Annotated in this window: 24 protein-coding genes; 10 read left to right on the top strand and 14 right to left on the bottom strand. The window is 37.8% G+C overall.

Translation table 11 applies throughout. The annotated features are described in order from the left end of the window. Positions 1 to 23 precede the first annotated feature (23 nt). The 7 genes from recN (at position 24) to VIH09_RS03355 (ending at position 7,975) form a co-directional block, all read left to right on the top strand. The gene (gene recN, locus VIH09_RS03385; protein WP_331577869.1) at positions 24 to 1,676 is read left to right on the top strand and encodes a DNA repair protein RecN; all 1,653 of its coding nucleotides are present in this window, start codon (positions 24 to 26) and stop codon (positions 1,674 to 1,676) included. A 106-nt stretch (positions 1,677 to 1,782) separates the two neighbouring features. Continuing rightward, complete coding sequence (gene fabV, locus VIH09_RS03380; RefSeq protein ID WP_331577867.1) at positions 1,783 to 2,973, top strand: enoyl-ACP reductase FabV; 1,191 nt, start codon at positions 1,783 to 1,785, stop codon at positions 2,971 to 2,973. 110 nt (positions 2,974 to 3,083) lie between these two features. Then, a complete protein-coding gene (locus VIH09_RS03375) occupies positions 3,084 to 3,890 on the top strand; it encodes an enoyl-ACP reductase FabI (protein WP_331577865.1) in 807 nt (268 codons plus the stop codon). Positions 3,891 to 4,016: 126 nt separating this feature from the next. Beyond that, positions 4,017 to 5,015 (top strand): glycosyltransferase, encoded by a 999-nt coding sequence (locus VIH09_RS03370; RefSeq protein WP_331577863.1) that lies wholly within the window; start codon positions 4,017 to 4,019, stop codon positions 5,013 to 5,015. Between the two features lies 1 nt (position 5,016). Further along, the gene (gene coaE / locus VIH09_RS03365; protein ID WP_331577861.1) at positions 5,017 to 5,613 is read left to right on the top strand and encodes a dephospho-CoA kinase; all 597 of its coding nucleotides are present in this window, start codon (positions 5,017 to 5,019) and stop codon (positions 5,611 to 5,613) included. A gap of 59 nt (positions 5,614 to 5,672) precedes the next feature. After that, positions 5,673 to 7,256, top strand: a complete 1,584-nt coding sequence (locus tag VIH09_RS03360) for a HAMP domain-containing sensor histidine kinase (protein ID WP_331577859.1) — start codon at positions 5,673 to 5,675, stop codon at positions 7,254 to 7,256. A gap of 2 nt (positions 7,257 to 7,258) precedes the next feature. Next, on the top strand, positions 7,259 to 7,975 hold the full coding sequence (locus VIH09_RS03355) for a response regulator transcription factor (protein WP_331577857.1): 717 nt from the start codon (positions 7,259 to 7,261) through the stop codon (positions 7,973 to 7,975). 126 nt (positions 7,976 to 8,101) lie between these two features. Here VIH09_RS03355 and VIH09_RS03350 read toward each other — a convergent pair whose 3' ends face one another. The 8 genes from VIH09_RS03350 to VIH09_RS03315 form a co-directional block, all read right to left on the bottom strand. Next, a complete protein-coding gene (locus VIH09_RS03350) occupies positions 8,102 to 8,842 on the bottom strand; it encodes an acyl-[acyl-carrier-protein] thioesterase (protein ID WP_331577855.1) in 741 nt (246 codons plus the stop codon). An 8-nt stretch (positions 8,843 to 8,850) separates the two neighbouring features. Beyond that, positions 8,851 to 9,777, bottom strand: a complete 927-nt coding sequence (miaA, locus tag VIH09_RS03345; RefSeq protein ID WP_331577853.1) for a tRNA (adenosine(37)-N6)-dimethylallyltransferase MiaA — start codon at positions 9,775 to 9,777, stop codon at positions 8,851 to 8,853. A 164-nt stretch (positions 9,778 to 9,941) separates the two neighbouring features. Next, positions 9,942 to 10,769 carry an ion transporter gene (locus VIH09_RS03340; RefSeq protein ID WP_331577851.1) on the bottom strand — a complete coding sequence of 276 codons (828 nt, stop codon included), beginning with the start codon at positions 10,767 to 10,769 and terminating at the stop codon, positions 9,942 to 9,944. Positions 10,770 to 10,778: 9 nt separating this feature from the next. Then, a complete protein-coding gene (locus VIH09_RS03335) occupies positions 10,779 to 12,140 on the bottom strand; it encodes an exonuclease domain-containing protein (protein ID WP_331577849.1) in 1,362 nt (453 codons plus the stop codon). 79 nt (positions 12,141 to 12,219) lie between these two features. Beyond that, positions 12,220 to 12,879 carry a YggS family pyridoxal phosphate-dependent enzyme gene (locus VIH09_RS03330; protein ID WP_331577847.1) on the bottom strand — a complete coding sequence of 220 codons (660 nt, stop codon included), beginning with the start codon at positions 12,877 to 12,879 and terminating at the stop codon, positions 12,220 to 12,222. A 28-nt stretch (positions 12,880 to 12,907) separates the two neighbouring features. Then, positions 12,908 to 14,128: a DUF1015 domain-containing protein gene (locus VIH09_RS03325; protein ID WP_331577845.1), complete on the bottom strand. Its 1,221-nt coding sequence runs from the start codon at positions 14,126 to 14,128 to the stop codon at positions 12,908 to 12,910. 73 nt (positions 14,129 to 14,201) lie between these two features. Next, positions 14,202 to 15,089, bottom strand: coding sequence for a 3-hydroxybutyryl-CoA dehydrogenase (locus VIH09_RS03320; RefSeq protein ID WP_331577843.1), 888 nt, complete (start codon positions 15,087 to 15,089; stop codon positions 14,202 to 14,204). A 59-nt stretch (positions 15,090 to 15,148) separates the two neighbouring features. Next, positions 15,149 to 16,114: a Gfo/Idh/MocA family oxidoreductase gene (locus tag VIH09_RS03315; protein ID WP_331577841.1), complete on the bottom strand. Its 966-nt coding sequence runs from the start codon at positions 16,112 to 16,114 to the stop codon at positions 15,149 to 15,151. 143 nt (positions 16,115 to 16,257) lie between these two features. Between VIH09_RS03315 and VIH09_RS03310 the strand changes: the two genes are divergently transcribed. Next, positions 16,258 to 16,899, top strand: a complete 642-nt coding sequence (locus VIH09_RS03310; protein ID WP_331577839.1) for a protein-L-isoaspartate(D-aspartate) O-methyltransferase — start codon at positions 16,258 to 16,260, stop codon at positions 16,897 to 16,899. A gap of 37 nt (positions 16,900 to 16,936) precedes the next feature. Here the strand turns inward: VIH09_RS03310 and VIH09_RS03305 are convergent, their stop codons facing one another. Continuing rightward, positions 16,937 to 17,983, bottom strand: a complete 1,047-nt coding sequence (locus VIH09_RS03305; protein ID WP_331577838.1) for a Fic family protein — start codon at positions 17,981 to 17,983, stop codon at positions 16,937 to 16,939. Between the two features lie 89 nt (positions 17,984 to 18,072). Continuing rightward, entirely contained in the window at positions 18,073 to 18,525 is a 453-nt protein-coding gene (smpB, locus tag VIH09_RS03300; RefSeq protein WP_331577837.1) for an SsrA-binding protein SmpB, read from the bottom strand. A gap of 70 nt (positions 18,526 to 18,595) precedes the next feature. Between smpB and VIH09_RS03295 the strand changes: the two genes are divergently transcribed. Beyond that, positions 18,596 to 18,826 (top strand): VF530 family protein, encoded by a 231-nt coding sequence (locus tag VIH09_RS03295; protein WP_331577836.1) that lies wholly within the window; start codon positions 18,596 to 18,598, stop codon positions 18,824 to 18,826. 2 nt (positions 18,827 to 18,828) lie between these two features. Here VIH09_RS03295 and VIH09_RS03290 read toward each other — a convergent pair whose 3' ends face one another. From VIH09_RS03290 to VIH09_RS03280, 3 genes are all read right to left on the bottom strand, one after another. Then, complete coding sequence (locus VIH09_RS03290; RefSeq protein WP_331577835.1) at positions 18,829 to 19,380, bottom strand: DUF3575 domain-containing protein; 552 nt, start codon at positions 19,378 to 19,380, stop codon at positions 18,829 to 18,831. A 103-nt stretch (positions 19,381 to 19,483) separates the two neighbouring features. After that, positions 19,484 to 20,035: a GNAT family N-acetyltransferase gene (locus tag VIH09_RS03285; RefSeq protein ID WP_331577834.1), complete on the bottom strand. Its 552-nt coding sequence runs from the start codon at positions 20,033 to 20,035 to the stop codon at positions 19,484 to 19,486. Between the two features lie 20 nt (positions 20,036 to 20,055). Continuing rightward, positions 20,056 to 20,910, bottom strand: a complete 855-nt coding sequence (locus VIH09_RS03280) for an aldose 1-epimerase family protein (protein WP_331577833.1) — start codon at positions 20,908 to 20,910, stop codon at positions 20,056 to 20,058. A 180-nt stretch (positions 20,911 to 21,090) separates the two neighbouring features. Between VIH09_RS03280 and VIH09_RS03275 the strand changes: the two genes are divergently transcribed. Beyond that, complete coding sequence (locus VIH09_RS03275) at positions 21,091 to 23,358, top strand: M1 family metallopeptidase (RefSeq protein ID WP_331577832.1); 2,268 nt, start codon at positions 21,091 to 21,093, stop codon at positions 23,356 to 23,358. A gap of 71 nt (positions 23,359 to 23,429) precedes the next feature. Here VIH09_RS03275 and VIH09_RS03270 read toward each other — a convergent pair. Then, positions 23,430 to 23,762: agmatine deiminase family protein (locus VIH09_RS03270; protein WP_331577831.1), on the bottom strand; the 333-nt coding region annotated here is incomplete at its 5' end.

Genomic DNA, 23,762 nt, shown 5'->3' with positions numbered 1-23,762 from the left:
ATCTTCATTATAAAAAAATATAGATGATAACCACACTATCGATAAAAAACTATGCCTTAATAGAAAAATTATCCATTGATTTTTCAAAAGGTTTTTCAATTATCACTGGAGAAACCGGCGCAGGTAAATCGATAATATTAGGGGCTTTGGGATTAGTGTTGGGAAAAAGAGCGGACTTGACATCTTTGAAAAACAAAGACGAAAAGTGCATTATAGAGGCTCATTTTGAAATTTCCAAATACAATCTGACTGCTTTTTTTGAAGCCAATGATTTGGATTATGAACCGGAAACCATCATTCGACGTGAAATTCTTCCATCGGGAAAATCGAGGGCTTTTATCAATGATAGTCCCGTAAATCTTCAGGAACTCCAAGAATTGGGTCTGTTTTTGATTGACATACATTCACAACAGCAGACACAAGAACTTTCGGACGAAAAGGTCCAGTTCGAAATTATAGATGCCGTTTCCAACAATCAGGAAATCGTTTTGGAGTACCAATCGCTTTTAAAAAGCTATAAAGCGGACAAATCCAAAATGAATGCTCTTTTGAAAAGGCAAGCTGAATCCGCCAAGGAGCAGGAATACCATGCTTTTTTGCTAAACGAATTGCATGAGACGCAATTGAAATCCGGTGAGCAGGAACTTCTTGAAGCTGATTTCGAAAAATTGAATAACGTTGAAATTATTAAGGAATCACTCGATAAATCTTTGGCCATTGCCAATGAGGAGCAAATTGGCGTTTTGAATAATTTGAAGGAAATTAAAGTAGCGTTGCAGAAAATTGCTTCCTTTTCGACGGATTACAGTTCATTATTGGAAAGGACAGCAAGTCTCGCCATAGAATTTGATGACATTACGGATGAACTGAATAGATGTTCTGACAAGCTGATCAATGACCCAGAACAATTGGATTTAATCAGCCAGAAACTACAATTGATTTATAATTTGCAAAAGAAACATCAAGTTTCTACTGTCGATGAATTATTGGAAATTCAAACCAATTTGGAAAACTCAGTTTTTGAATTGGGCAATTTAGAAGCTGAAATTCTAAAATTAACAAAATCGATAGAAGAAAAAGCAGCCGGATTGGATGTGCTTTCGGATGCTATTCATGGAAATAGAGTAAGCGCCATTCCTGTTTTGACGGAGAAAATGATCCAAATTTTAGAAACTTTGGGGATGCCTAATGTGCGTTTTAATATTGAAATTAATAAAACGGTAACCTATTTCAATAACGGAAAAGACGAATTGCAGTTTTTATTTTCAGCCAATAAAGGGTCTGATTTTGGTTTGCTGAAAAAAGTCGCGTCCGGGGGTGAAATGTCGAGAATTATGTTGGCGGTAAAGGCGATACTAGCGCAGTATTCAAAACTTCCCACTTTGATTTTCGATGAAATTGACACCGGTGTCTCGGGAGAAATTGCGATCAAGATGGGGGAGATTATGAAAGAGATGAGCCAGGATATGCAGATTTTTGCCATTACCCATTTGCCGCAAATTGCAGCCAAAGGTGACGCACATTTCAAGGTGTTCAAATCAACGATAGGGGATGATACGCAATCGGAGTTGAAACTTTTATCGGAGGATGAACGCGTCGTTGAAATCGCACAAATGTTGTCAGGGACTGTCATCTCAGATTCGGCCTTAAATCACGCAAAAGCCTTGTTGAACTAAATAAATGCCTTATATTTGTCGATCAAAACGACTGGTTTCATTAGATAAAATCATTGTTTTGGTCACTTTTTTGCATTAAAAAAAATATAAATATATTTTAGATATTATGATTATAGAACCTAGAACGAGAGGATTTATTTGCACGACATCTCACCCTAAAGGATGCGAGCAAAATGTTAAAAATCAAATTGAATACGTTAAATCGAAAGGGCACATAAATGGGGCTAAAAAAGTATTGGTAATCGGCGCTTCAACCGGTTTCGGTTTGGCTTCGAGAATTGCAAGTGCTTTTGGTTCCGATGCGGCAACGGTTGGCGTGTTTTTTGAAAAACCTCCTACGGAAGGTAAAACGGCTTCTCCAGGCTGGTATAATTCTGCAGCTTTTGAAAATGAGGCCCATAAAGCGGGGTTGTATGCAAAAAGTATCAATGGGGATGCGTTTTCCAATGAAATTAAAAAACAAACATTAGATCTTATAAAAAGCGATTTGGGACAAGTTGATTTAGTTATCTACAGTTTGGCTTCCCCTGTTCGCATGCATCCGCTTACCGGTGTATTACACCGTTCCGTATTGAAACCGATCGGAAGCGTTTTTACCAATAAAACGGTTGATTTTCATTCAGGAAAAGTTTCCGAAATTTCGATACAGCCTTGCACTGACGAGGATATTGAAAACACGGTTGCAGTTATGGGAGGCGAAGACTGGGCTATGTGGATAGACGCTTTGAAGGCGGAAAATTTATTGGCTCCCGGGGCAACAACTGTCGCTTATTCCTATATTGGGCCGTCATTAACTGAGGCCGTATATAGAAAAGGTACTATCGGAAGGGCTAAAGATCATCTTGAGGCTACCGCTTTTAGCATCACTGACAGCTTGGCTGATATTAACGGGAAAGCTTATGTTTCTGTCAATAAAGCATTGGTTACCCAGGCTAGTTCGGCGATTCCGGTTATCCCGTTGTACATTTCGTTATTGTATAAAATAATGAAAGGGGAAGGGATTCATGAGGGATGTATTGAGCAAATCCAGCGTTTGTATCAAGACAGATTGTTTTCTGGCTCGGCTGTTCCTACGGATGAAAAAGGACGAATTCGTATCGATGATTTAGAGATGCGCCCTGACGTTCAGGAAAAAGTGGCAAAGTTGTGGAATGAAGCAGTTACCGAAAACTTGTCCGAAATATCGGATTTGGAAGGGTATAGAAAAGATTTTTACAATTTATTCGGATTTGATGTCGAAGGCGTGGAATACAAAGCCGATGCAGATGAAATGGTAAATGTTTCAAGTATAGTATAATCTGGTTTTACGAGATTGAAAATTTTTATATAATGCATCTTAATTTCATAATGGTTTTATTCATTTAGAAATTAAGCTGCATTTTTTTATTGACTTTAAACTAGTTCACTATGTACAATTTATTAAAAGGAAAAAGAGGAATCATATTTGGAGCATTGGATGAAAATTCAATAGCTTGGAAAACTGCCGAAAGGGTACATGAAGAGGGAGGCGTTTTTGTGCTTTCGAACGCTCCCGCCTCAATACGAATGGGGACAATCGAAGAACTTGCCCAAAAAACAGGCTCGCAGATTATTCCTGCTGACGCAACATCCGTAGCTGATTTGGAAATTTTGGTTGATAAAGCAGTGGAGGTATTGGGAGGCAAGATTGATTTTGTGCTGCATTCGATAGGAATGTCCGTGAATGTTCGAAAGGGGAATCATTACACCAACCAAAATTATGATTACACGGAGAAAGGTTGGAACGTCTCGGCTGTTTCTTTTCACAAGGTGATGCAGGTACTGTATAAAAAAGATGCCATGAACGAGTGGGGGAGCATTGTGGCGCTGTCTTATATGGCTGCGCAACGCGTTTTTCCGGATTATAACGATATGGCCGACAATAAGGCGTATTTGGAATCCATTGCCCGCAGTTTCGGCTATTTCTTCGGACGGGATAAAAAAGTGAGGGTAAATACCATATCACAATCCCCAACGGCAACAAAGGCAGGTCAGGCGGTCAAAGGTTTTGGCGGGTTTATTGCTTTTGCAGAAAAAATGTCTCCTCTCGGTAATGCAACCGCTTTGGATTGCGCCAATTATACGGTGTCCATGTTTTCAGATCTAACCAGAATGGTTACGCTTCAAAATTTGCTGCATGACGGGGGGTTTTCAAATATGGGAGTCAGCCAGGAGGTCATGGAAATGTTTGAATAAAAACAATTTTTGCACTAATATATTTTTAGAAACCATCAATTATTTATTGATGGTTTTTTTATTGATAAAGTATATCTTTGTTGAAAATTTGCCTACCATCTTCTAATTAATTCTCCTGACAAGACTATGTTTTATTCGTTAATTATTCCAGTTTATAACCGCCCAGATGAAGTAGATGAACTTTTAGAAAGTTTGTCGAAAAGCGACTATAAAGAAGATTTTGAAATAGTTATTGTGGAAGACGGATCCTCGGTAAAATGTGAGGATGTGGTACACAAATATGACAGTAAATTGTCTATTTCCTATTATTATAAGGAAAATTCAGGTCCAGGGGATTCCAGGAACTACGGAATGAAAAAAGCCAAAGGGGATTACTTTATCATATTCGATTCCGATTGTATTATTCCGGCGGAGTATTTGACCGAAGTTGATAAAGCCCTGAAAGAATATTATGTGGACTGTTATGGTGGACCTGATAGGGCTCTTGACAGTTTTTCTGATATACAAAAGGCAATCAATTTTGCGATGACTTCTTTTCTTACCACTGGTGGAATTAGGGGAGGTTCTGAAAAAATCGATAAATTTCAACCAAGGAGTTTCAATATGGGTTTGTCCAGAAAAGCTTTTGAAGCTTCGAAAGGCTTCGGAAACATCCATCCCGGCGAAGATCCCGACTTGTCGATACGGCTATGGAATCTAGGTTTTGAAACCAAACTCTTCCCAAATGCGTATGTATATCATAAGAGAAGGATTGATTGGGATAAATTTTCGGTTCAGGTTAATAAATTTGGCAAAGCACGACCTATTCTTAACAGCTGGTATCCAAAATATAATAAGCTTACCTTCTTTTTCCCGTCGGTCTTCATCGCTGGATTTGTGGTGGCCGTATTGCTATTGATTTTTAACTCTGATTTATTGCTGCAGTTGTATTTTGTTTATTTTTTGGTCTTGTTTTTGGTTTCAAGCTATCAAAACAAGAGTCTCAAAATTGGCTATTTATCGGTAGTTGCAGTCTGGAAACAGTTTTACGGGTACGGTATCGGATTCATGGAATCGTATTTGAAAGTTATAATACTGAAACAAAAACCTCAAATCGCTTTTCCTGAATTATTTTTCAAAATTTGATATGACAAAAATTATTGGTTTAACAGGCGGGATTGGAAGTGGAAAAACAACCATTGCCAATCATTTCAGATCCTTGGGTGTCCCCGTTTATATTGCTGACGATGAGGCAAGAATAATAATGCAATCAGAGGAAGTTATAAGTAGTATTAAAGAATCGTTTGGCGGCACAATTTTTGAGGATGGTATTTTGAATAGGGCACGTCTGGCTGAAATCGTTTTTGGCGACCCGGTTAAATTGAAACTCCTCAATGAGATTGTGCATCCCGCGGTAAAAAAGCATTTCAAACAATGGCTTTTGGATCATGAAAAATTTCCTTTAGTCGTTTATGAAGCGGCAATTCTATTTGAAAGCGGTAACTATAAAGATTTTGACTGGATTATAACCGTATCCGCCCCGCTCGAATCAAGAATTCAACGGGTAATTGAAAGGGACGGAGTCACAAGGGAACAGGTTTTGGAACGAATAAAAGCGCAATGGTCTGATGAACAGCGCGTTTCAAAAAGCGATTTTGTTATTGAGAACATTGATCCTGAAATTGCCAAAAGAAAAACGGAAGAAATTCTTAAAATTTTGAAGATAAAACAAAAGGAATCTTAAATGTTAATGTTTGGTTAATAGATTGTCATCCATAATGTTAAAATGTTAATTTTGTCCTGATGAATAAACTTTTTTTTAGATTACTGGTTTTGTTAATGAGCTTGTCCTTAGTGGGCATAATTCTTGTTCAGGTATATTGGTTTAATACCTCGTTCAAGAATAACAACGAGCAATTTAAATTTCACGTAACTCAGGTGATTGGTAAGGTTGCAGATAAACTTCAAAAACAGGAAGCTTACAGTTTTTATGATAAGTACAATCATTACAAAGACAGCACAGGAAAAATACCTCAAAAAAACGATTTATTAGAGTTTTATTATGTTCAGAAAAACCCGCGAACAAATGAAACTATTGTTTATTCAAATAGTATTATATCAGAAGATTACAATATTTCATCCACGTTCTTTGATAAAAAGTTTAATAACGACAGATTTAAAAATTTTAGTTCCAAGCGTGTAACTGAGATTTATAATGATAATATCATTGATAAATCAAATTTGCAACAAAGTCTGATACCGGATGTGAAGATTGAGAAGTCTGGAAATTTGGATGTCTTGGACAATGCCCAATTTGAAATTTTCTTTAAGGACATTGCTTCGGCAATGCCAATTCAAGAACGAGTTTCAAAGGAAATGCTACAAAAGCTAATCAAAAAGGAATTAGAAGAATATGGCGTAAAAACAAAATTTGAATTTGGCATATACAGTAATGGTTTGGCTACGAAAATTAAGTCAGATGAATTTACCTATGACAAGGAAGCAACTTATTCCATCCCGGTTTTTACCGATAACGAAGGGAATGAAAGATATAAATTATTAGTCACGTTTCCGCACAAGAAAAAGTTTTTGTTGTCTGAACTGATTAGTATTACGATTCTGTCGATTATTTTCACGTTAATTATTTTAGTGGCCTACACGAGTGCATTAAATCAATTGATTCGTCAACGTCAAATTTCTGAAATCAAAACAGATTTCATTAATAATATGACCCATGAGTTTAAAACGCCTATTGCCACTATTAATTTGGCCTTGGATGCGATAAAAAACCCGAAAATTATTGACGACAAGGAAAAGGTGTTGAAATACCTGCAGATGATTCGTGACGAAAACAAACGCATGCATGCACAGGTCGAAAACGTTTTGAGGATTTCCAAACTTGAGAAAAAAGAACTTGATATCGAAAAGGAATCAAGTGATGTAGAAGAGGTTATAAATGATGCGATCGAGCATGTTAATTTAATTTTGGAAGATAGAGGAGGAAGGATTACAACTCATTTTGACGCCACTAGAACAACAGTTTTAATAAATGAAGTTCACTTTACAAACGTGATTGTAAATGTACTGGAAAATGCGATAAAATATTCTCCAGGCATCCCCGAAATTAAAGTTTTTACAGAAAATGTAAAAGACATGATTCTTATAAAAGTGACGGACAAAGGATTGGGTATGAGTAAGGTGGCCCAAAAAAGAGTTTTTGAGAAATTTTATAGAGAACACACAGGAAACATACATAATGTCAAAGGGCATGGTTTAGGTTTAGCCTATGTTAAAAGAATTGTTGAAGACCATAATGGTCAGGTCTATGTAGAAAGTGAAAAGGGAAAGGGAAGTACCTTCATAATAAAAATACCATTAATAAATTAGATATGGAAAATATAAATAAAAAAATACTTTTAGTAGAAGACGACCTTAACTTTGGTGCAGTGCTTAAAGATTATTTAATGCTAAATGATTTTGACGTCACTCTTGCCAAAAATGGTATGGAAGGCTTTGAAAAATTTAAAAAAGACACCTATGATCTATGCATCCTTGATGTTATGATGCCATACAAAGATGGCTATACATTAGCCAAGGAAATAAGAGAAAAAAATAGCGAAGTGCCAATTATCTTTCTTACCGCAAAATCCATGAAGGAGGACGTCTTAAAAGGGTATAAAGCTGGTGCTGATGATTACTTGAATAAGCCGTTCGATTCCGAAGTACTGCTGATGAAAATAAAAGCGATCATTCAAAGAAAATCATCCGATACCAAAAGTGAACAAGTGCAACACGAATTCAATATTGGGAAATTTCACCTTAATTCAAAGTTGAGATTCTTGACTTTTAATGGGGAAGAGCCTATAAAATTGTCTCCAAAAGAGAATGAGTTGTTGAAAATGTTGATTCTTCACGAAAATGATTTGATGCCGAGAGAATTGGCATTAACGAAAATATGGAGAGACGATAATTATTTCACCTCAAGAAGTATGGACGTATACATCGCCAAGCTAAGAAAATATCTTAAACTGGACGAGGATGTTGAAATTCTTAATATTCATGGCGAAGGATTTAGGTTAGTGGTCAAAAACAAAGTTGAAAAATAAAAGTATAAGAAAAAGGCTTCGAGAAATCGGAGCCTTTTTTTATGCTTTAATGGGAAGGTACAGTAATTAGGAATTGTTAAAATTTTGTTTCAAAAGGCATATGCAGTAACTGAGCTTTCCAGGAATTCACCCAAGATTCAACTGTAGCGCGAAACAATTTTTGTTTTCTTTTGTAATGCTGAAGATGATGGAATCTTCAGACAGATTTTCATGAATTATAACTTTGTCATTTAGGGATAACTCTTTCAAAAAATTCATTTCAAAACTTTTAATTTTTTGACCGAGAATTAAATCTACTTCAAGATGGTCCAAGCACCATTCTAGATACTTAACATTGTTGACGTGGTTTACGATGTCCAAATCGGACAGATACACCGATTTTTCAAACAGCTGCTCTTTCTCGGAGTTGATGTTTATTTTTGAAAAGCTTTCGCTGGTAGCTTTCAACTCGGGATACAATTCGAAATGCTCGTATGGCAATGCCAATCCTTCGGGACGCCTTTTTTCGGTGTTGAAAACGGCCCAAAAAGTTTCCGAACCCACTATTTTCTTTCCGTTGACATACATTTCCAAAGCACGCACCGATCGGGAATTCTCTAGCGTATTTATCCAAGTTTTTACCGTGACAATGTCTCTCCATTTTGGCAATGATGTAATCTCGACACGCATCCTGCTCAAAACCCAGGCTTGATCAAATTCCTGCATATCTGAAAAACTGATGCCTCCCATATCAGAATGGGCGGCAGCAGTCAGTTGCAAAATATTGCACAAATCCGTATATTTTAAATAGCCGTTCGGCATGCATTGCGTAAAATTGATTTCCCAATCCTTGCTTAAAACAGAAGTAAAATTTGGAGCTATAGGCATATAAATAATTATGAATTATAAATTTTTGATTTTATATAACTGAAAATATCTTGGTAAGGAGTTTCATAATCAAACCATTTTGTGTTTTCGTATCTTTTGAACCAGGTGAGTTGGCGCTTGGCAAATCGTCTGGTGTTTTTCTTGATTTCTTCGACTGCAAATTCCAAGGTGAAATCACCGTCGAAATAGCTGAACAATTCCCTGAATCCTACGGTTTGCAAAGCGTTCATTTCCTTATTGGGGTATAGAGCTTTGGCTTCCGCCAGCAGACCTTCCTTTATCATGATGTTAACGCGCTGGTTGATTCTATTGTACATGATGCTTCTTTCGGCTTCAAGTCCAATAAGGATAGGGGTGAAGCTTCGGCTATTTTTTTTCTGGTTTAGGAAGGAGGAATAAGGCTGTCCCGAACCGATACATACTTCCACAAAACGCATCATGCGTTGCGGATTCAGCAGAGTCTGCGGGTTTTCAGCCGTAATTTTTTCGAAATATTCAGGATCACCTTTTCTTAACTGTTCTTGTAAAAAAGCAATTCCCAATTTTTCGTAATTGGCATTGACGCTTTCACGAACGCTTAGATCAATTTCAGGGAATTCATCAAAACCTTTTAAAAGGGCATTGACATACAATCCAGATCCGCCAACAAGGACTGCATAGTCATTAGTCAAAAACAGTTCGTCAATTTTCGCAACGGCTTCCTTCTCGAAATCGCCTACTGTATAGTTCTCTAGTATGGATTTGTTTTGGATAAAATGATGTGGGGCAGCGGCCAGTTCCGTTGTGCTGGGAACCGCCGTTCCAATAGTCATTTCCTTGAAAAACTGACGGCTGTCGCAGGAAACGATTTCGCAGTTGAAATGATTCGCAACCAGAATGCTTAAGGAAGTTTTTCCTATGGCGGTAGGGCCAATAATGGTAATTAGGTATTTCATAATTTATTTTGCCCAGATAGAAACGAAAACCCCGGACGAGTGCAAGTTACTATTTCTTGACGTAAAAGAGCGCCCTTAGAAGCTGCTTTTATGTCTTAGAAATACAACTGGCAGCAGGAGGAGTTGAAGTGCATAGCTGGAAATTGCTCCCGCGCCAGATTATTTTAAAGCGAACTGCCACAGTTATGGCAAAAGTTGGCATTATCAGGATAGTCTTCGGCACCGCAATCTTTGCAGGGAATTTGAGGAAGGGAAGAAGGCTTCTGAACCGTTTTGGCTATTTCTGCGGTGACAATTCCTGTAGGCACGGCAATGATACCATATCCCAGAATCATTACGAAGGAGGCAATAAACTGTCCAAGGGGAGTTACGGGGGAAATGTCGCCATAGCCCACGGTCGTGAGCGTCACGATGGTCCAATAAATGCCTGCGGGAATACTGGTGAAGCCGCTTTGTTTGCCTTCGACAACATACATGACCGAGCCTATTATGATGGTGATTATCAGCACAAAGTAGATGAATACCACGATTTTTCCGCGGCTGGCATTGATTGCCTTTTTTAGCTGGACTGATTGGCTGGTAAACTGAGGATGATTTAGAATTTTGAACAAACGCAATAATCGGAACGACCGAACCACACTTAATATGCTAGTGCCTATGAAGAAAAAGGATAGATACATGGGTAAAATGGCGAGTAAATCAATAATGCCGTAAAAACTGAAGATGTATTTCCATGGCCTATTGATGGAAATTATGCGTAAAAAATATTCGATAGTAAAGAATCCGGTGATGATCCATTCAAGAAAAACAAGCTCATAATGGTATTTGAAATCAAACTCAGTTACGGTTTCCATCATTACTAAAAGTACGCTCAGCAAAATGAGAGCCAGAAGGATTAAATCAAATAAACGCCCCCCTCTAGTGCTTGTGCCATAGATTATGATATGGGTTTTTTGTCTGAAAATGTCGTATTTCGATTTGATTTTTTGCATATTCAAGCACTAAAATTTTATAATCTTAAAGCCTTTGTTTTTCCGAAGGTATCCTTGAATCATATTTCGAGTATCACGGTTGCTCTGCATAGGGATTATGATGTTTTTCAGAATTGCTATATTGTGAACCTGATAGTTTAAATCATAAAAAGTATAGCCCTTATAGATTCCGTTTTCAACCAGGACGGCACTGCGTTCATTGATGTTACGGCCTTTGTCTATAATGACGATGTTTGTGTTGTCAAAACTGTTTTTATCAATGAAAACCTGGACCCTTTGATTGTATTCTGAAACCGATATTTTGCCGACGCAGGCACCGTCGCATTCGTTATTGGTGTGTTGGGGACAATTTGTTTTTGATTGGGACAAACCGGTAAGCTTCTGACACAAATTAAATTCGGAAGTGATTTGTAATAAGGCATTTTTCCCTTCAAGCGCGTTCACATAAGATAAAACCTCTTTTTTCCTGCCGTCTGACTTTTGCAGTTTTAAATTTAAATAACCATCAGCGTCCTTTTCGGCATAAATTGCCCACGAATAGTTACTCTTGCGAGACATTCTGTTGTATAGGGGTTTGTTTATTTTAATCTCTTCCGTTTCTTTCAAAAGAGCGATCAATTCAGTTCCTGTTTCCTCGTAAGTAACCGTAAAAACCTCCGCCTGGATTTTTATGGCGCTCCGCGTTATTCCCGTGAAATGCTGATTTACCCTTTTCTTGATGTTTCTGCTTTTGCCGATAAAAATTATTTTTCCCGCTTCATTATGGATGTAATAAGTACCGGTTCTTGAAGGCAAATTTTCGATAATGTCCTGCAATTTTGGCGCTATCCCTTTTTGAATTTCGGTCTTGATCAGATCTTTGACTATTTCTTTCTCCAAGTCCTTGTCCAAAAGCATTTTAAAAAGCTTTACAGTTGCCATTGCGTCGCCACTAGCTCTGTGCCTGTCGGCCATCGGAATCCCTAAGGCACGGACCAATTTCCCTAAACTGTGCGAGGGCTGTTCCGGCATTAATTTTTTAGATAATTCAACGGTGCAAAGCGTTTGTTGGTTGAAATCGTAGCCCAAGCGTCTAAACTCGGTGCGCAATATTCGATAATCAAAATCGGCATTGTGTGCGACAAGAACACAGTCATTTGTCATCTCGATGATGCGCTTGGCCACTTCAAAAAACTTGGGGGCAGATTGTAACATGGCATTATTGATCCCTGTCAATTTAACCACGAATGGTTGAATCGGAATTTCAGGATTGACCAAGCTGATGAACTGGTCCACGATTTCATGTCCGTCAAATTTATAGATGGCGATTTCCGTGATTCCTTCTTCGTTGAATTGTCCTCCTGTGGTTTCTATGTCAAGTATTGCGTACAATTATTTTTGTTTAAAGTTTAAGGTTGGATGAGATCCTAAATCAACATTCGTTGATCATTCGATCATAAATCCCTGTTTGCTATCTTCCTCCAAAGATACTACTTCCTATGCGAACCATGGTGCTCCCACATTCGATGGCGAGTTTATAATCTCCTGACATCCCCATCGAAAGAGCGTTCAGTTTACAGTTTGGGGTTTGCAGTCGTTGTAAACGGTCAAAAATAGATTTCAAATGCATGAATTCTTTTTTGATTTGGTTTTGATTTTCGGTAAAGGTGGCCATTCCCATTAATCCTACAATTCGAATGTTTTTCAATTGCTGAAATTCGCTTGAAGCCAGCAGACTGTCAAGTTCCTCTTCATCAAGGCCAAATTTCGTTTCCTCTTCTGCAATATGTATCTGCAACAAACAATCTATAACTCGGTCGTTTTTGGCAGCCTGTTTGTTGATCTCTTTTAATAATTTAAAACTGTCGACTCCATGAATTAAGCTCACAAATGGTGCCATAAATTTCACTTTGTTCGTCTGAACGTGTCCAATCATATGCCATTGGATATCTTTGGGCATTTGTTCCCATTTCTCGGCCATTTCCTGGATTTTATTTTCGCCAAAAATGCGTTGACCCGCCTCATAGGCTTCCATCAAATCAGGAATGGGTTTGGTTTTTGAAACGGCGACCAGCGTGACTTGTTCAGGTAAATTGTTTTTTATAGAAAGTAAATTTTCGGCTATTGACATGTTTTGTTTTTTGAAGGTTCTTTCGAATTTAGAGCTCATAGATGACAATACCACTTCTGAACTTTGGTTCGATATAGGTGCTTTTTGGCGGCATAATCAAATTATTATCGGCCAAAGCTTTTATCTCGTTGATGTTTGAAGGGAAAAGAATGAAGCCCAGCTCGAATTCGCCTTCATCGATGATTTGTTTGAGTTCCAAAATGGATTGTTTGCCCGAAAGATATTCAATGCGTTCATCATTGCGCAAATCTTCGATGGCCAAAAGGGGAAGGAGCACCATTTCATATAGTATCTGGGTATCCAGGCTTTCCAAAGCTGTTTCAAAAAGGCGTTTTTCGTCCCTTAAAATCAGGCTGTAAAATTCATTGTCGAGATACATTCCGAATTCGTGTTTTTCAGAAGGCTGGAACGGTTGTTGGTTTTTATTTTCGACAATAAAATGCTCATTTAATTTGTTGATGAATTGCTCTTTTTGCAGGCCGTTCAAGTCCTTAATCAAGCGATTGAATTCATATATTTTGACGTTGTTTTCAGATATTAAATAGCTCAACAAATAATCTTTTGCGCTATTTTCGGAATCATCATTTTCTTCCGACAATAATTTGGCGGCTTCTGAGCGATGATGCCCGTCTGCAATATAGAGCGTATTTGTCTTTTCGAAAATTTTCTGAATCCAACTGATTTCTAAAGCATCATCAATTTTCCATAAATAGTTGATTTCTTTTTTGGTTGTCGAGAACTCAAAGTCGGCTAATTTTTGGGTACAATTAAAGATCCAGTTTTCTATTGTCTTATTGTCGGGGTAAGTCATTAAAACCGGTTCCGTGTTGAACTCGGAATGCTTCATGTATTCTTTCAGTAATCGCACTCTAAACGCTAGGGTTTCCTCATGTTTTTTGATCACGTTATTGCGGTAGTCTTCAATGCTGGTCCCTACGATTATTCCTGTGAAAGCTTGGTTTTTAGTTACGATTTTATGAATATAGATCGTCGGTTTTTTATCCTTGACCAAAATATTTTCGGTTTTAAAATCTTGGTATTTTTGGTACACCTGGCGGTACCTTTTTTCAAAAGAAACGGTATCCTGATTAGTATAGGCTGGTTTTAAGACATGCAAAAATGACAGCGGATTAAAATCCAACTGTGCCGCCAATTCCGCAGTGGCATACTCTTCATAAGACCGGCAGGTTACAAGGCAAACTTTATCACGAGTGGGGCGAACGGCTTGAAAAGGAATTATTTTTGCCATTTGGTATAGTATTCAGCAGTCAGTTGCAGTTTGAATCGCCAAGGACTTAAACCGCAACTAAACACTGTGCCTTTTAAATAAATTGTTTAGAAATCTTCTCAGCTTTTTTACTTTCGGCATAATCGTAGAAACCTTCACCGGACTTCACGCCCAGTTTTCCGGCACGAACCATATTTACCAATAATGGGCAAGGGGCATATTTTGGGTTTTTAAACCCGTCATACATCACGTTTAATATTGCCAAACATACATCAAGTCCAATAAAATCAGCTAATTGAAGGGGACCCATTGGGTGTCCCATACCCAGTTTCATCACAGTGTCAATTTCATAGACACCTGCCACTTTGTTGTATAAAGTCTCGATGGCTTCATTGATCATCGGCATCAAAATTCTGTTGGCCACGAAGCCGGGATAATCATTAACCTCTACGGGCGTTTTTCCTAATTTTTCGGATAATGTCATAATGGTCTTCGTCACCTCGTCGCTCGTGTTGTAACCACGGATGATTTCGACCAATTTCATGATGGGCACCGGATTCATAAAGTGCATCCCTATAACGCGCTCCGGATGTGTAACCACTGCTCCTATTTGAGTGATGGAAATAGAAGAGGTGTTTGTGGCGAGAATGGTGTTGTGAGAACAGGCATCGTTCAATTGCTTGAAAATGCTCAGTTTTAACTCCACATTTTCGGTGGCCGCTTCCACCACTAAATCAGCCCCAACAACGCCATCTTTGATGTCAGTATAGGTTATAATGTTCGTGATTGTTTTTGCTTTGTCTTCTTGTGTAATGGTTCCTTTTGTTACCATTCTGTCCAAATTGGCTGCTATTGTAGCCATTCCTTTGTCCAAGGATTTTTCGGATAAATCAATTAATTTTACGGTGAAACCGCTTTGGGCAAAAGTGTGGGCGATTCCGTTACCCATTGTTCCTGCTCCGATTACTGCTATAATTTTCATTTAATATGTGTTTTTATTTTAAAGTTTTCTCGTTTAACTTTTAAATCCGAATCATTGGTCTATTTTTTAAAACAATCTATAATTTGGTAGGCCACCCTTAATGCTTCTGTTGCTTGTTCCAATGTTACAACAGGAGTAGAATTGTTATTTATTGCAGCAGCAAAAGTTTCCAGCTCCTCCAGGATTGCATTGTTTTGCTGCACCTCAGGATTAGAAAAATAAATTTGTTTTTTTATTCCTTCGGCATTTTGCAAGATCATGTCAAAATCCCCTGGAACTTCCGGTGCGTCTTTCATTTTGACCACCTCACATTTTTTTTCCAAGAAATCAACTGATATGTAAGCGTCCTTTTGAAAGAAACGTGTTTTACGCATGTTTTTCATCGAAATTCGGCTGGCTGTCAAATTGGCTACGCAACCGTTCTCGAATTCGATTCGCGCATTAGCAATGTCTGGAGTATCACTGATAACGGAAACGCCACTGGCGCTGATGTTTTTCACTTTAGATTTTACGACACTCAAAATGACGTCAATGTCATGTATCATTAAATCCAATACTACAGGAACGTCAGTGCCTCGTGGATTGAATTCTGCCAGACGATGCGTTTCAATAAACATGGGATTTTCAATCATGTTTTTGGTGGCAATAAATGCGGGATTGAATCGCTCCACATGCCCGACTTGACCTTTGACATTATATTCTTTGGCCAAGGCGATAATTTCCTCGGCTTCCGCCAAGGTATTTGAGATGGGTTTTTCTATAAATACATGTTTGCCTGATTTGATGGCAACCTTAGCGCATTTGTAGTGCGAAAGTGTAGGGGTGACAATGTCAATGACGTCTACCGCATGAATAAGGGTGGCTATAGTACTAAAATGTTTATAGCCAAATTCCTTTGATATTTTATCGGCATTCTCTTGATTAGGGTCGTAAAAGCCAACTAATTCATATTTTTCAGATTGTTGTAATAAACGCAAATGTATTTTTCCAAGGTGGCCAGCACCCAGTACTCCAATTTTCAGCATAATGATGTTGTTTCCACAAAAATAACAATTAATTGATTAAACCCTTAAGGATAAGGGACAATTATTTGATGTTTTAAAAATTAAAATTTGACAATTGGAATTAGAATTTGTTTTCTATTTTTACCGAAATAAAATAATAAACTTTGAAAGACACAGCCAAACATCAAGGACTTCGGAATCAATTAGTAAGCGTTTTACAGCAAAAAGGAATCACCGATGCAAATGTTTTGGAAGCCATAAAAAAAATCCCGAGGCACCTGTTTTTGAATTCCAGTTTTGAAGATTATGCCTATCAGGATAAGGCTTTCCCAATCGGTGCCGGCCAAACCATTTCGCAACCTTACACTGTTGCTTTCCAGTCCCAACTATTGGAAATAAAAAAAGAACACAAAGTTTTAGAAATAGGAACGGGTTCAGGGTACCAAACTGCGGTTTTATGTTTGATGGGGGCCAAGGTTTTTAGTGTAGAAAGACAAAACGAATTATTTAAGCAGACATCCGTATTATTGCCCAAATTGGGAATCCGTCCAAAACATCTTTCTTTTGGGGATGGCTACAAAGGCTTACCAAGTTATGCTCCCTTTGACAGTATTATTGTTACCGCCGGAGCCCCTTTTATCCCAAAACCTTTGATGGCACAATTGAAAATTGGAGGTAGGCTGGTTATTCCTTTGGGAGACGACGTGCAAATAATGACACTATTGATTCGGAAAAACGAAACCCAATTTGAGAAGCATGAATTGGGAGAATTTCGATTTGTGCCCTTGTTGGAAGATAAAAATTAAATAAAAACCCATTCAAACATGAGAATGGGTTTTTTTATTAGCGAAAGCCGTCGATCTGACGAACCAGGCTTTCTTGTTCGGTTTGGGCAATAAATAGTAAAAAACTTTCTCTATCATTTCCCGTCAACGCATTTTCCAACTTTTGGTAGTATTTCATTCTGTTTTCTGAGCCACCATTAACATTGGCAACAATATAGCCGTTTTGCAACAAAACGAAATTCATAATCAATCGGGAAACTTTTCCGTTTCCATTAATAAAAGGATAAATAGCCAGCATACGTAGCTGCATTTCCGTCGCTGAAATAACGGGATGCAAAGTGCTTCTATTTATTTCGTACCAGTTAAAAAGAGCTTCCATTTCTTTTTGGATTATTGAAGGATCGGCAGGAGTGAAGCTATTTTCTTTTATTGCAATAGCTGCTTTCCTGTATTGACCAGCTTCCTTCGGAAGGATTCCTCTTAAAATAAGACCGTGAATGGAAATAAACTCCCTTTCATTAAGCACAAGGTTCTTGTCAATCATATTTTTGATATATGCTATCGCTTCGATATGGTTTAGCGCTTCCATGTGTTCGCGCATGTTTTTTCCTGAAATCGTTTGGCCTTCATTGACAACCAAATCAGTTTCTGATAGCGTCAATGTGTTTCCCTCGAGACGATTGCTTTCAAACGTATATTCCAGTTCGAAGTCTTGGCTTATTTTAAAATTATCTATTGGACGGAACGTTTGCAATTTCAGTTTTAGTGCATCGATGTCATCCAACAGTTTTTGAAGCTGAGGCGAAATTTTATTTGCAGAGGAAATTCGCAGGGATTTAATTTCGGCCTCGGCATCTTTGATCGCTTGTAAGGCGAATTCTTCCTGGCCGATTTCATAAATTATTTTCTCCTTTAACCAAACGGTCATCAAGGTTTCGAAATTGATCTCAAGGAGCGCTGACAATTTCGTTATTTGTTCCTTGGTGGGTTTTCTCGTTCCGCTTTCAAATTTACTCACCAAGGCTTGGTCAATGCTTAAAAGTTGGGCTACTTCCCTAGTTTTCAATCCTTTTTGTTCGCGGGCGTTTTTGAGTAAACTTTTCATTTCAAATAAACGGATTTACATTGTCTTGACAAATTCAGTCATTAATTTTTGAATAAAAAAGATCGAATTTCTCGACCCTATTTTATACCTTAAAACTCCTTTTTTATTCTGGCAAGATCACGCTTGGTGTCTTGTTCTTTAAGAGATTCCCGTTTGTCATAAGTTTTCTTTCCTCTGCAAAGCCCTATTTCGAGTTTTGCCAAACCTTTTTCGTTGGTGAACAACTTCAAAGGAACGATGGTTAATCCCTTCGCTTGAACACTTTTTGCCAAACTCTTTAATTCTTTCTTGTTCAGCAAAAGTTTTCTTTCACTTCTAGCTTTATGATTGAATTGGTTCCCAAAAGTATATTCCTCAATGTAGGTATTGATGGCAAAAAGTTCCGTGCCACTAAATTCGCAAAAACTTTCGGTGATATTGGCTTTCCCTAAACGGATTGATTTAATCTCCGTTCCCGCCAAAACGATTCCAGCGGTGAATTTTTCGATTATTTCGTAATCGTATCGGGCTCTTTTATTAAGTATTTTGACTGTTTTTAACATAGGATTACAAATGTAGGAACAAATCAATGAATCCACACTATTTTTTGAAAAATTGATATAAATTTGCACTATGGAAAAGCAGCAATCGAAAGACCCTCTACACGGAATTACCCTTAAAACAATTTTGGAAAAACTAGTGGACCATTACGGATTCGATACGATGGGCGAATTAGTGAACATCAAATGTTTTAATGAAAATCCAAGTATTAAATCGAGCCTTAGCTTTTTGCGCAAAACGGAGTGGGCAAGGAAAAAAGTGGAAGAATTATATGTAAGCACCGAATTTAAGTTTGAAAATTAGAATCAGTTCAATTTATAAGAAACCATAACTCCACCTCTATACGGCAACCATTCACCACTTTTATTGTAATGTTCGGCTCCATCATAACGCTCTCCGGAACTCAATAAATAGCCTTTATAAAACCCCTGTTGATTTCCGCCTCCAAAAAAACAATCTAACATAAACTTGTCGTTTATTTTAGTTTGATAACCTATGGTCGCACCCACTATATAACCAAAGCCTTTTTGATATTTATCGGTATTTAAATAATTCCACTTCTGGAAATTAAATTTTATGGCACCAATATGTGTCCCAATATAAAAGCCATTGTTTTTTTCGTGGAAATGGTACCTATATTCTGGTATAAACATGTAAAACTGTTGAGGCTTTCCATTTATAGATTTCCAAGGTGATGCTAAAATATCGAATTGAAAGGTTGATTTCTTACCGATACTGGTTTCAATTCCTATATTTGGAATAGTCAATAGTGTGGTTAAAGCATTTACTTTTATGTAGGTTTGGCTTTGGGATTGGATTGAAAATAGAACGACAAGAGAAAAGAAAATTTTTTTCATGGTAAGATTGCGATTCAATGTATAAGTTTATTTTTGGCTTTTTATGCCTCTAAAAGTAAAATACAAAAACTTATAATTGTAATATATTTATTATAATTTAAAGCTATGAATTATTTATTAGTGAATAGATAACGGTATCCAGAAACCGCCCTTCATAAAATTCATTTTCCTTTAAATGAGCTTCTTTTACGAATCCATTTTTTCGCAATACTTTTTCTGAGGCTATATTGTCCGGATCTATAATTGCTTCGATAGAATGTAATTTCATTTCCTCAAAACCGTATTTTACCACCTCTTTTATAGCTTCCGGAATAATTCCTTTTCCGTGAAATTGAGGGAGTAACATATAACCTAGTTCCGCCCTGTAATTTTCTGGTCGTATCCTGTAATGGCCTATTATTCCAATCAGTTTTGGGCTGCCCTTTAATGTAATAGCCCAATTTATCCCTTCTTGGTTTTCTATTTTGGCATCAATCATTGCGATATGTTCCAAAGCGTCTTCTTCAGTTTTTAGCAATGGTCTTGGAATGTATTTCATTGTCTCGGCATTGGAACGCAATTCGAGAATCTCTTTTACGTCAGCATTGGAGACTCGCCTTAAAAGCAAACGCTCCGTTTCAAGATTCGGAAACGGTTCAAAATTAAGTTGTAACATATTTTGGTCAATTAAATGAATTATAGGATTTCGATACTAAATTTGGATTTAAAAGTTTCATCGGCTTCCAAAATCTGGATGCCTTCTTTTTTCAAAAGATTTCCGGAACTTTTAACAGAATCCGAATAGCCAAACCAAGGTTCGATGCAAAGAAACGGCGCGTCTTTCTTCGTCCAAAGTCCGAGATGCGGAAAGTCATCATAATGTACCCTTAGGATTGGATTTCCGGTCAGCAGTATTGTCAAATAATTGGATTTTAATGATTTAAATATCAAGGCGTCGTTTTCGAACAATTCATATTTTAAAGGGATTACGTTATTTTCGGTCGCCAAAGTTTTGGTTTCATTCGAAATTAGATCATTGTCCAGCAGGTTGTAAACCAGAGGTTCCTCTTTTTCAAATTGGATGCTATAATTTTCAAAATTTCCGGCCAAAGAAAAGGCGGGATGCGCGCCAATGGAGAAAGGCATTTTGGATTCCCCCTTATTGATGACTTTATAATTAATAATTAAGCTGTTGTCTTCGAGAGTATAGCTGATTTGCAGTTCAAAACGAAACGGATATACTTTTAAAGTTTCTTCGGATGATTGCATCGAAAAAGTGGCGCCATTCTCTTTTTTTTCAATTAATTCAAATACCCCATCCCTTGCGAACCCATGTCTGGACAAGCGGTATTGAACAGAATTATAAGTATAGCTGTTGTCTTTTAGCGTTCCTACAATAGGGAAAAGAATAGGAGAGTGTTTGCCCCAGAAATCGGGATTTCCTTCCCAGACATATTCGGTATTGCTGCTATTGGCTATAAGTGAAAACAGTTCCGCGCCAGAATGCTTTATTTTTGCCGTTAAATACGAGTTGGTTATTGTTGTGGTCAAAATGATCAGTTTTTTGTTTTAGAATGAAGCTGTAAATATATTTCTAAATTTTTATTTTAGACAGAGAATAAGAACTAATTCCGTTTTTGATAAAATTTTCCCAATTTTTGATTAAAACATGGGATTTATTTTATTGGTAGGCTTCTTTTTCATTAATTTGTTACACAAACAGTGAAAAACATGAAAAATATTCGGTTCAAGGCCATGCTTCATTTGGCTTTAATGTTGGGAATTTCTTCCCTATGGGCACAGCAAGTTAATACTGCTGCTACGATTGCCCCAACTTCAAATTACAATTATCATGATGCCTTTGCACCATTTTTCTATTCGAAAAATGGAACGGCAACGCGTTCCGCAAGTGGCCAGCCAGGTGCAGAATATTGGCAAAATAGGGCCGATTATCAGTTGACCGCCCAATTAAATGAGAAAAACAATGAAATTGTTGGTACGGATATAATTACTTACACCAACAATAGTCCAGACAAAATGTCTTTTGTTTGGATCAATGTGGACCAAAACTTATTCAAGGCTGATTCACGCGGAAATGCCGTTATTCCTTTGACAGGCAGTCGCAATGGTGCCAGAGGACAAATTTTTGACGGTGGTCATAAAATTAAGGCCGTTAAAATTATTTCCGCAACTAAAGGAAAAATTACGGAAGTTGAGACTAAATATGTAATTACTGATACTAGAATGCAGGTGATGCTTCCACAGGAATTAAAGGGCAAAGGCGGTTCGGTAAAAATCAAAATCGATTTTTCTTATATTTCACCTATGGAAGGTTCGGACCGTACGGGCGTTCTTGAAACTAAAAACGGGAAAATATTCACCATTGCGCAATGGTACCCGCGTATGTGTGTGTATGATGATGTGCAAGGATGGAATGTCAATCCCTATTTGGGAGCATCGGAGTTCTACTTGGAGTACGGGGATTTTGATGTAAATATTACTGCGCCATCAAATCATATTGTGGTGTGTTCAGGAGAATTAGTAAATCCAACAGCAGTCTACAGTAGTGTTGAACAAAACAGATTGGCACAAGCCAAGAAAAGTGATAAAACGGTATTTATACGCACAGCTGACGAAGTTTCCGCTGCGGCAAACGCCAACGTTTCATCGACTAAAACATGGCATTTTAAACTGAAAAATGCAAGGGATATGTCTTGGGCATCTTCAGCGGCATTTATTTTAGACGGTGCCGAAATCAATTTGCCAAGCGGTAAAAAATCATTGGCGCTATCAGCGTATCCGGTGGAGAGCGCAGGTGATGAAGCTTGGGGCCGCTCCACGGAGTTCACTAAGGCTTCAATCGAAAATTATTCCAAAAGATGGTTCGAATATTCCTATCCGGCGGCGATAAACGTGGCAGGAAATGAAGGCGGAATGGAATATCCGGGAATCGTTTTTTGTAGCTGGGAATCTAAAGGCGAAGATTTATGGGGAGTTACGGATCATGAATTTGGCCATAACTGGTTTCCGATGATCGTGGGCTCAAACGAGCGTTTATTTGGATGGATGGATGAAGGTTTCAACACTTTTATCAACTCATTAAGTTCAGTTGATTTCAACAACGGCGAATACAAATCAGAGGCAATTGATTTTCATAAGATGGCGGAAACGTTCACCAGACCCGATTTAGAAACGGTAATGAGTTCTCCAGATAATATGAAAGAGGCAAACATTGGCGTTTTATGTTATTTTAAGCCGAGTTCAGCTCTTATCGTTTTGCGTGAGCAAATATTGGGTGAAGAGCGTTTTGACCGGGCTTTTCGCAGCTACGTGGAACGTTGGGCATTTAAGCATCCCACTCCGGACGATTTTTTCAGAACAATGGAAAATGTGGCCGGTGAGGATTTAGGCTGGTTTTGGAGAAGTTGGTTTGTGAACAACTGGCGACTTGACCAAGGAATAAATGGAATCAAATATGTGAAAAATGACCCGAAACAAGGTGTTGTTATCACTGTAGAGAATTTCGACAAAATGGCTATGCCAATAGTCTTGGACGTAAAAACTAAAAGCGGAAAAGTGAGTCGTATAAATTTACCAGTTGAAGTATGGCAAAGAAATAAAGTATGGTCGTTTAAGCATGATTCTACCGAAGAAATTGAGAGCATTACATTAGACCCAGACCATGCTTTCCCGGATAATAACGAAGGAAATAATATGTGGACTGCAGATAAAGGAACAATTGAGAAAGACGTTATTTTAGATGGCTATTTGGGGACTTACTCTAATGATAAAGCCCCAATAAAGATTATTTTTAGTGAGAAAAACAGCGTTCTAAATGTGGAAATTACCGATTACCCTAAATTTACAGTGGAACCAATTGGTAAAAACCTTTTTGAATCTGAGCGTGCTGGACTTAAATTCCAATTTAACGATAGCCAAACCGGATTTGACATGATTATAAATGATAGTCAAAAGATACCTTTTACGAAGGACAAATAGTTTTTTCAGTACCATAAACAAAAACGCCGGCGTAACGCCGGTGTTTTTTTATGCAAAATATTTAAGTATTTTTAAGATGGAATTTGTTGGCTTAGGCAATGGAGAGTTCCAAAACCCCAAATCAAATCTATGGCACTAATTCCGATGATTTCCCTGTCCGGAAAACATTCGGCAAGAATGTTCAGGGCTTTGCGATCGTTAGGGTCGTTAAAAGTGGGAACCAGAACGCATTTATTCAAAATCAGAAAATTAGCGTAACTCGCCGGCAATCTCAAATCTTCAAAATCCAGGCGTTTCGGCATTGGTAAGGCCACGATTATCGGTGACTTTCCGTTTTCCAATTTTGCGTTTTGCAAACGCTTTAGGTTGTCTTGTAATGGAAGATAGTTGTTGTCTTCAGTATT

Source organism: Flavobacterium sp., assembly GCF_036515215.1.
Classification (GTDB): domain Bacteria; phylum Bacteroidota; class Bacteroidia; order Flavobacteriales; family Flavobacteriaceae; genus Flavobacterium.
The sequence above is the reverse complement of the archived record's forward strand: the minus strand, read 5'-3'. Positions and strand labels throughout refer to the sequence as shown.

Coding starts and splice junctions, on each gene's coding strand:
- recN (WP_331577869.1), top strand. CDS start 24: ATGATAACCACACTATCGATAAAAAACTATGCCTTAATAGAAAAATTA.
- fabV (WP_331577867.1), top strand. CDS start 1,783: ATGATTATAGAACCTAGAACGAGAGGATTTATTTGCACGACATCTCAC.
- VIH09_RS03375 (WP_331577865.1), top strand. CDS start 3,084: ATGTACAATTTATTAAAAGGAAAAAGAGGAATCATATTTGGAGCATTG.
- VIH09_RS03370 (WP_331577863.1), top strand. CDS start 4,017: ATGTTTTATTCGTTAATTATTCCAGTTTATAACCGCCCAGATGAAGTA.
- coaE (WP_331577861.1), top strand. CDS start 5,017: ATGACAAAAATTATTGGTTTAACAGGCGGGATTGGAAGTGGAAAAACA.
- VIH09_RS03360 (WP_331577859.1), top strand. CDS start 5,673: ATGAATAAACTTTTTTTTAGATTACTGGTTTTGTTAATGAGCTTGTCC.
- VIH09_RS03355 (WP_331577857.1), top strand. CDS start 7,259: ATGGAAAATATAAATAAAAAAATACTTTTAGTAGAAGACGACCTTAAC.
- VIH09_RS03350 (WP_331577855.1), bottom strand. CDS start 8,842: ATGCCTATAGCTCCAAATTTTACTTCTGTTTTAAGCAAGGATTGGGAA.
- miaA (WP_331577853.1), bottom strand. CDS start 9,777: ATGAAATACCTAATTACCATTATTGGCCCTACCGCCATAGGAAAAACT.
- VIH09_RS03340 (WP_331577851.1), bottom strand. CDS start 10,769: ATGCAAAAAATCAAATCGAAATACGACATTTTCAGACAAAAAACCCAT.
- VIH09_RS03330 (WP_331577847.1), bottom strand. CDS start 12,879: ATGTCAATAGCCGAAAATTTACTTTCTATAAAAAACAATTTACCTGAA.
- VIH09_RS03325 (WP_331577845.1), bottom strand. CDS start 14,128: ATGGCAAAAATAATTCCTTTTCAAGCCGTTCGCCCCACTCGTGATAAA.
- VIH09_RS03320 (WP_331577843.1), bottom strand. CDS start 15,089: ATGAAAATTATAGCAGTAATCGGAGCAGGAACAATGGGTAACGGAATC.
- VIH09_RS03315 (WP_331577841.1), bottom strand. CDS start 16,114: ATGCTGAAAATTGGAGTACTGGGTGCTGGCCACCTTGGAAAAATACAT.
- VIH09_RS03305 (WP_331577838.1), bottom strand. CDS start 17,983: ATGAAAAGTTTACTCAAAAACGCCCGCGAACAAAAAGGATTGAAAACT.
- smpB (WP_331577837.1), bottom strand. CDS start 18,525: ATGTTAAAAACAGTCAAAATACTTAATAAAAGAGCCCGATACGATTAC.
- VIH09_RS03295 (WP_331577836.1), top strand. CDS start 18,596: ATGGAAAAGCAGCAATCGAAAGACCCTCTACACGGAATTACCCTTAAA.
- VIH09_RS03290 (WP_331577835.1), bottom strand. CDS start 19,380: ATGAAAAAAATTTTCTTTTCTCTTGTCGTTCTATTTTCAATCCAATCC.
- VIH09_RS03285 (WP_331577834.1), bottom strand. CDS start 20,035: ATGTTACAACTTAATTTTGAACCGTTTCCGAATCTTGAAACGGAGCGT.
- VIH09_RS03275 (WP_331577832.1), top strand. CDS start 21,091: ATGAAAAATATTCGGTTCAAGGCCATGCTTCATTTGGCTTTAATGTTG.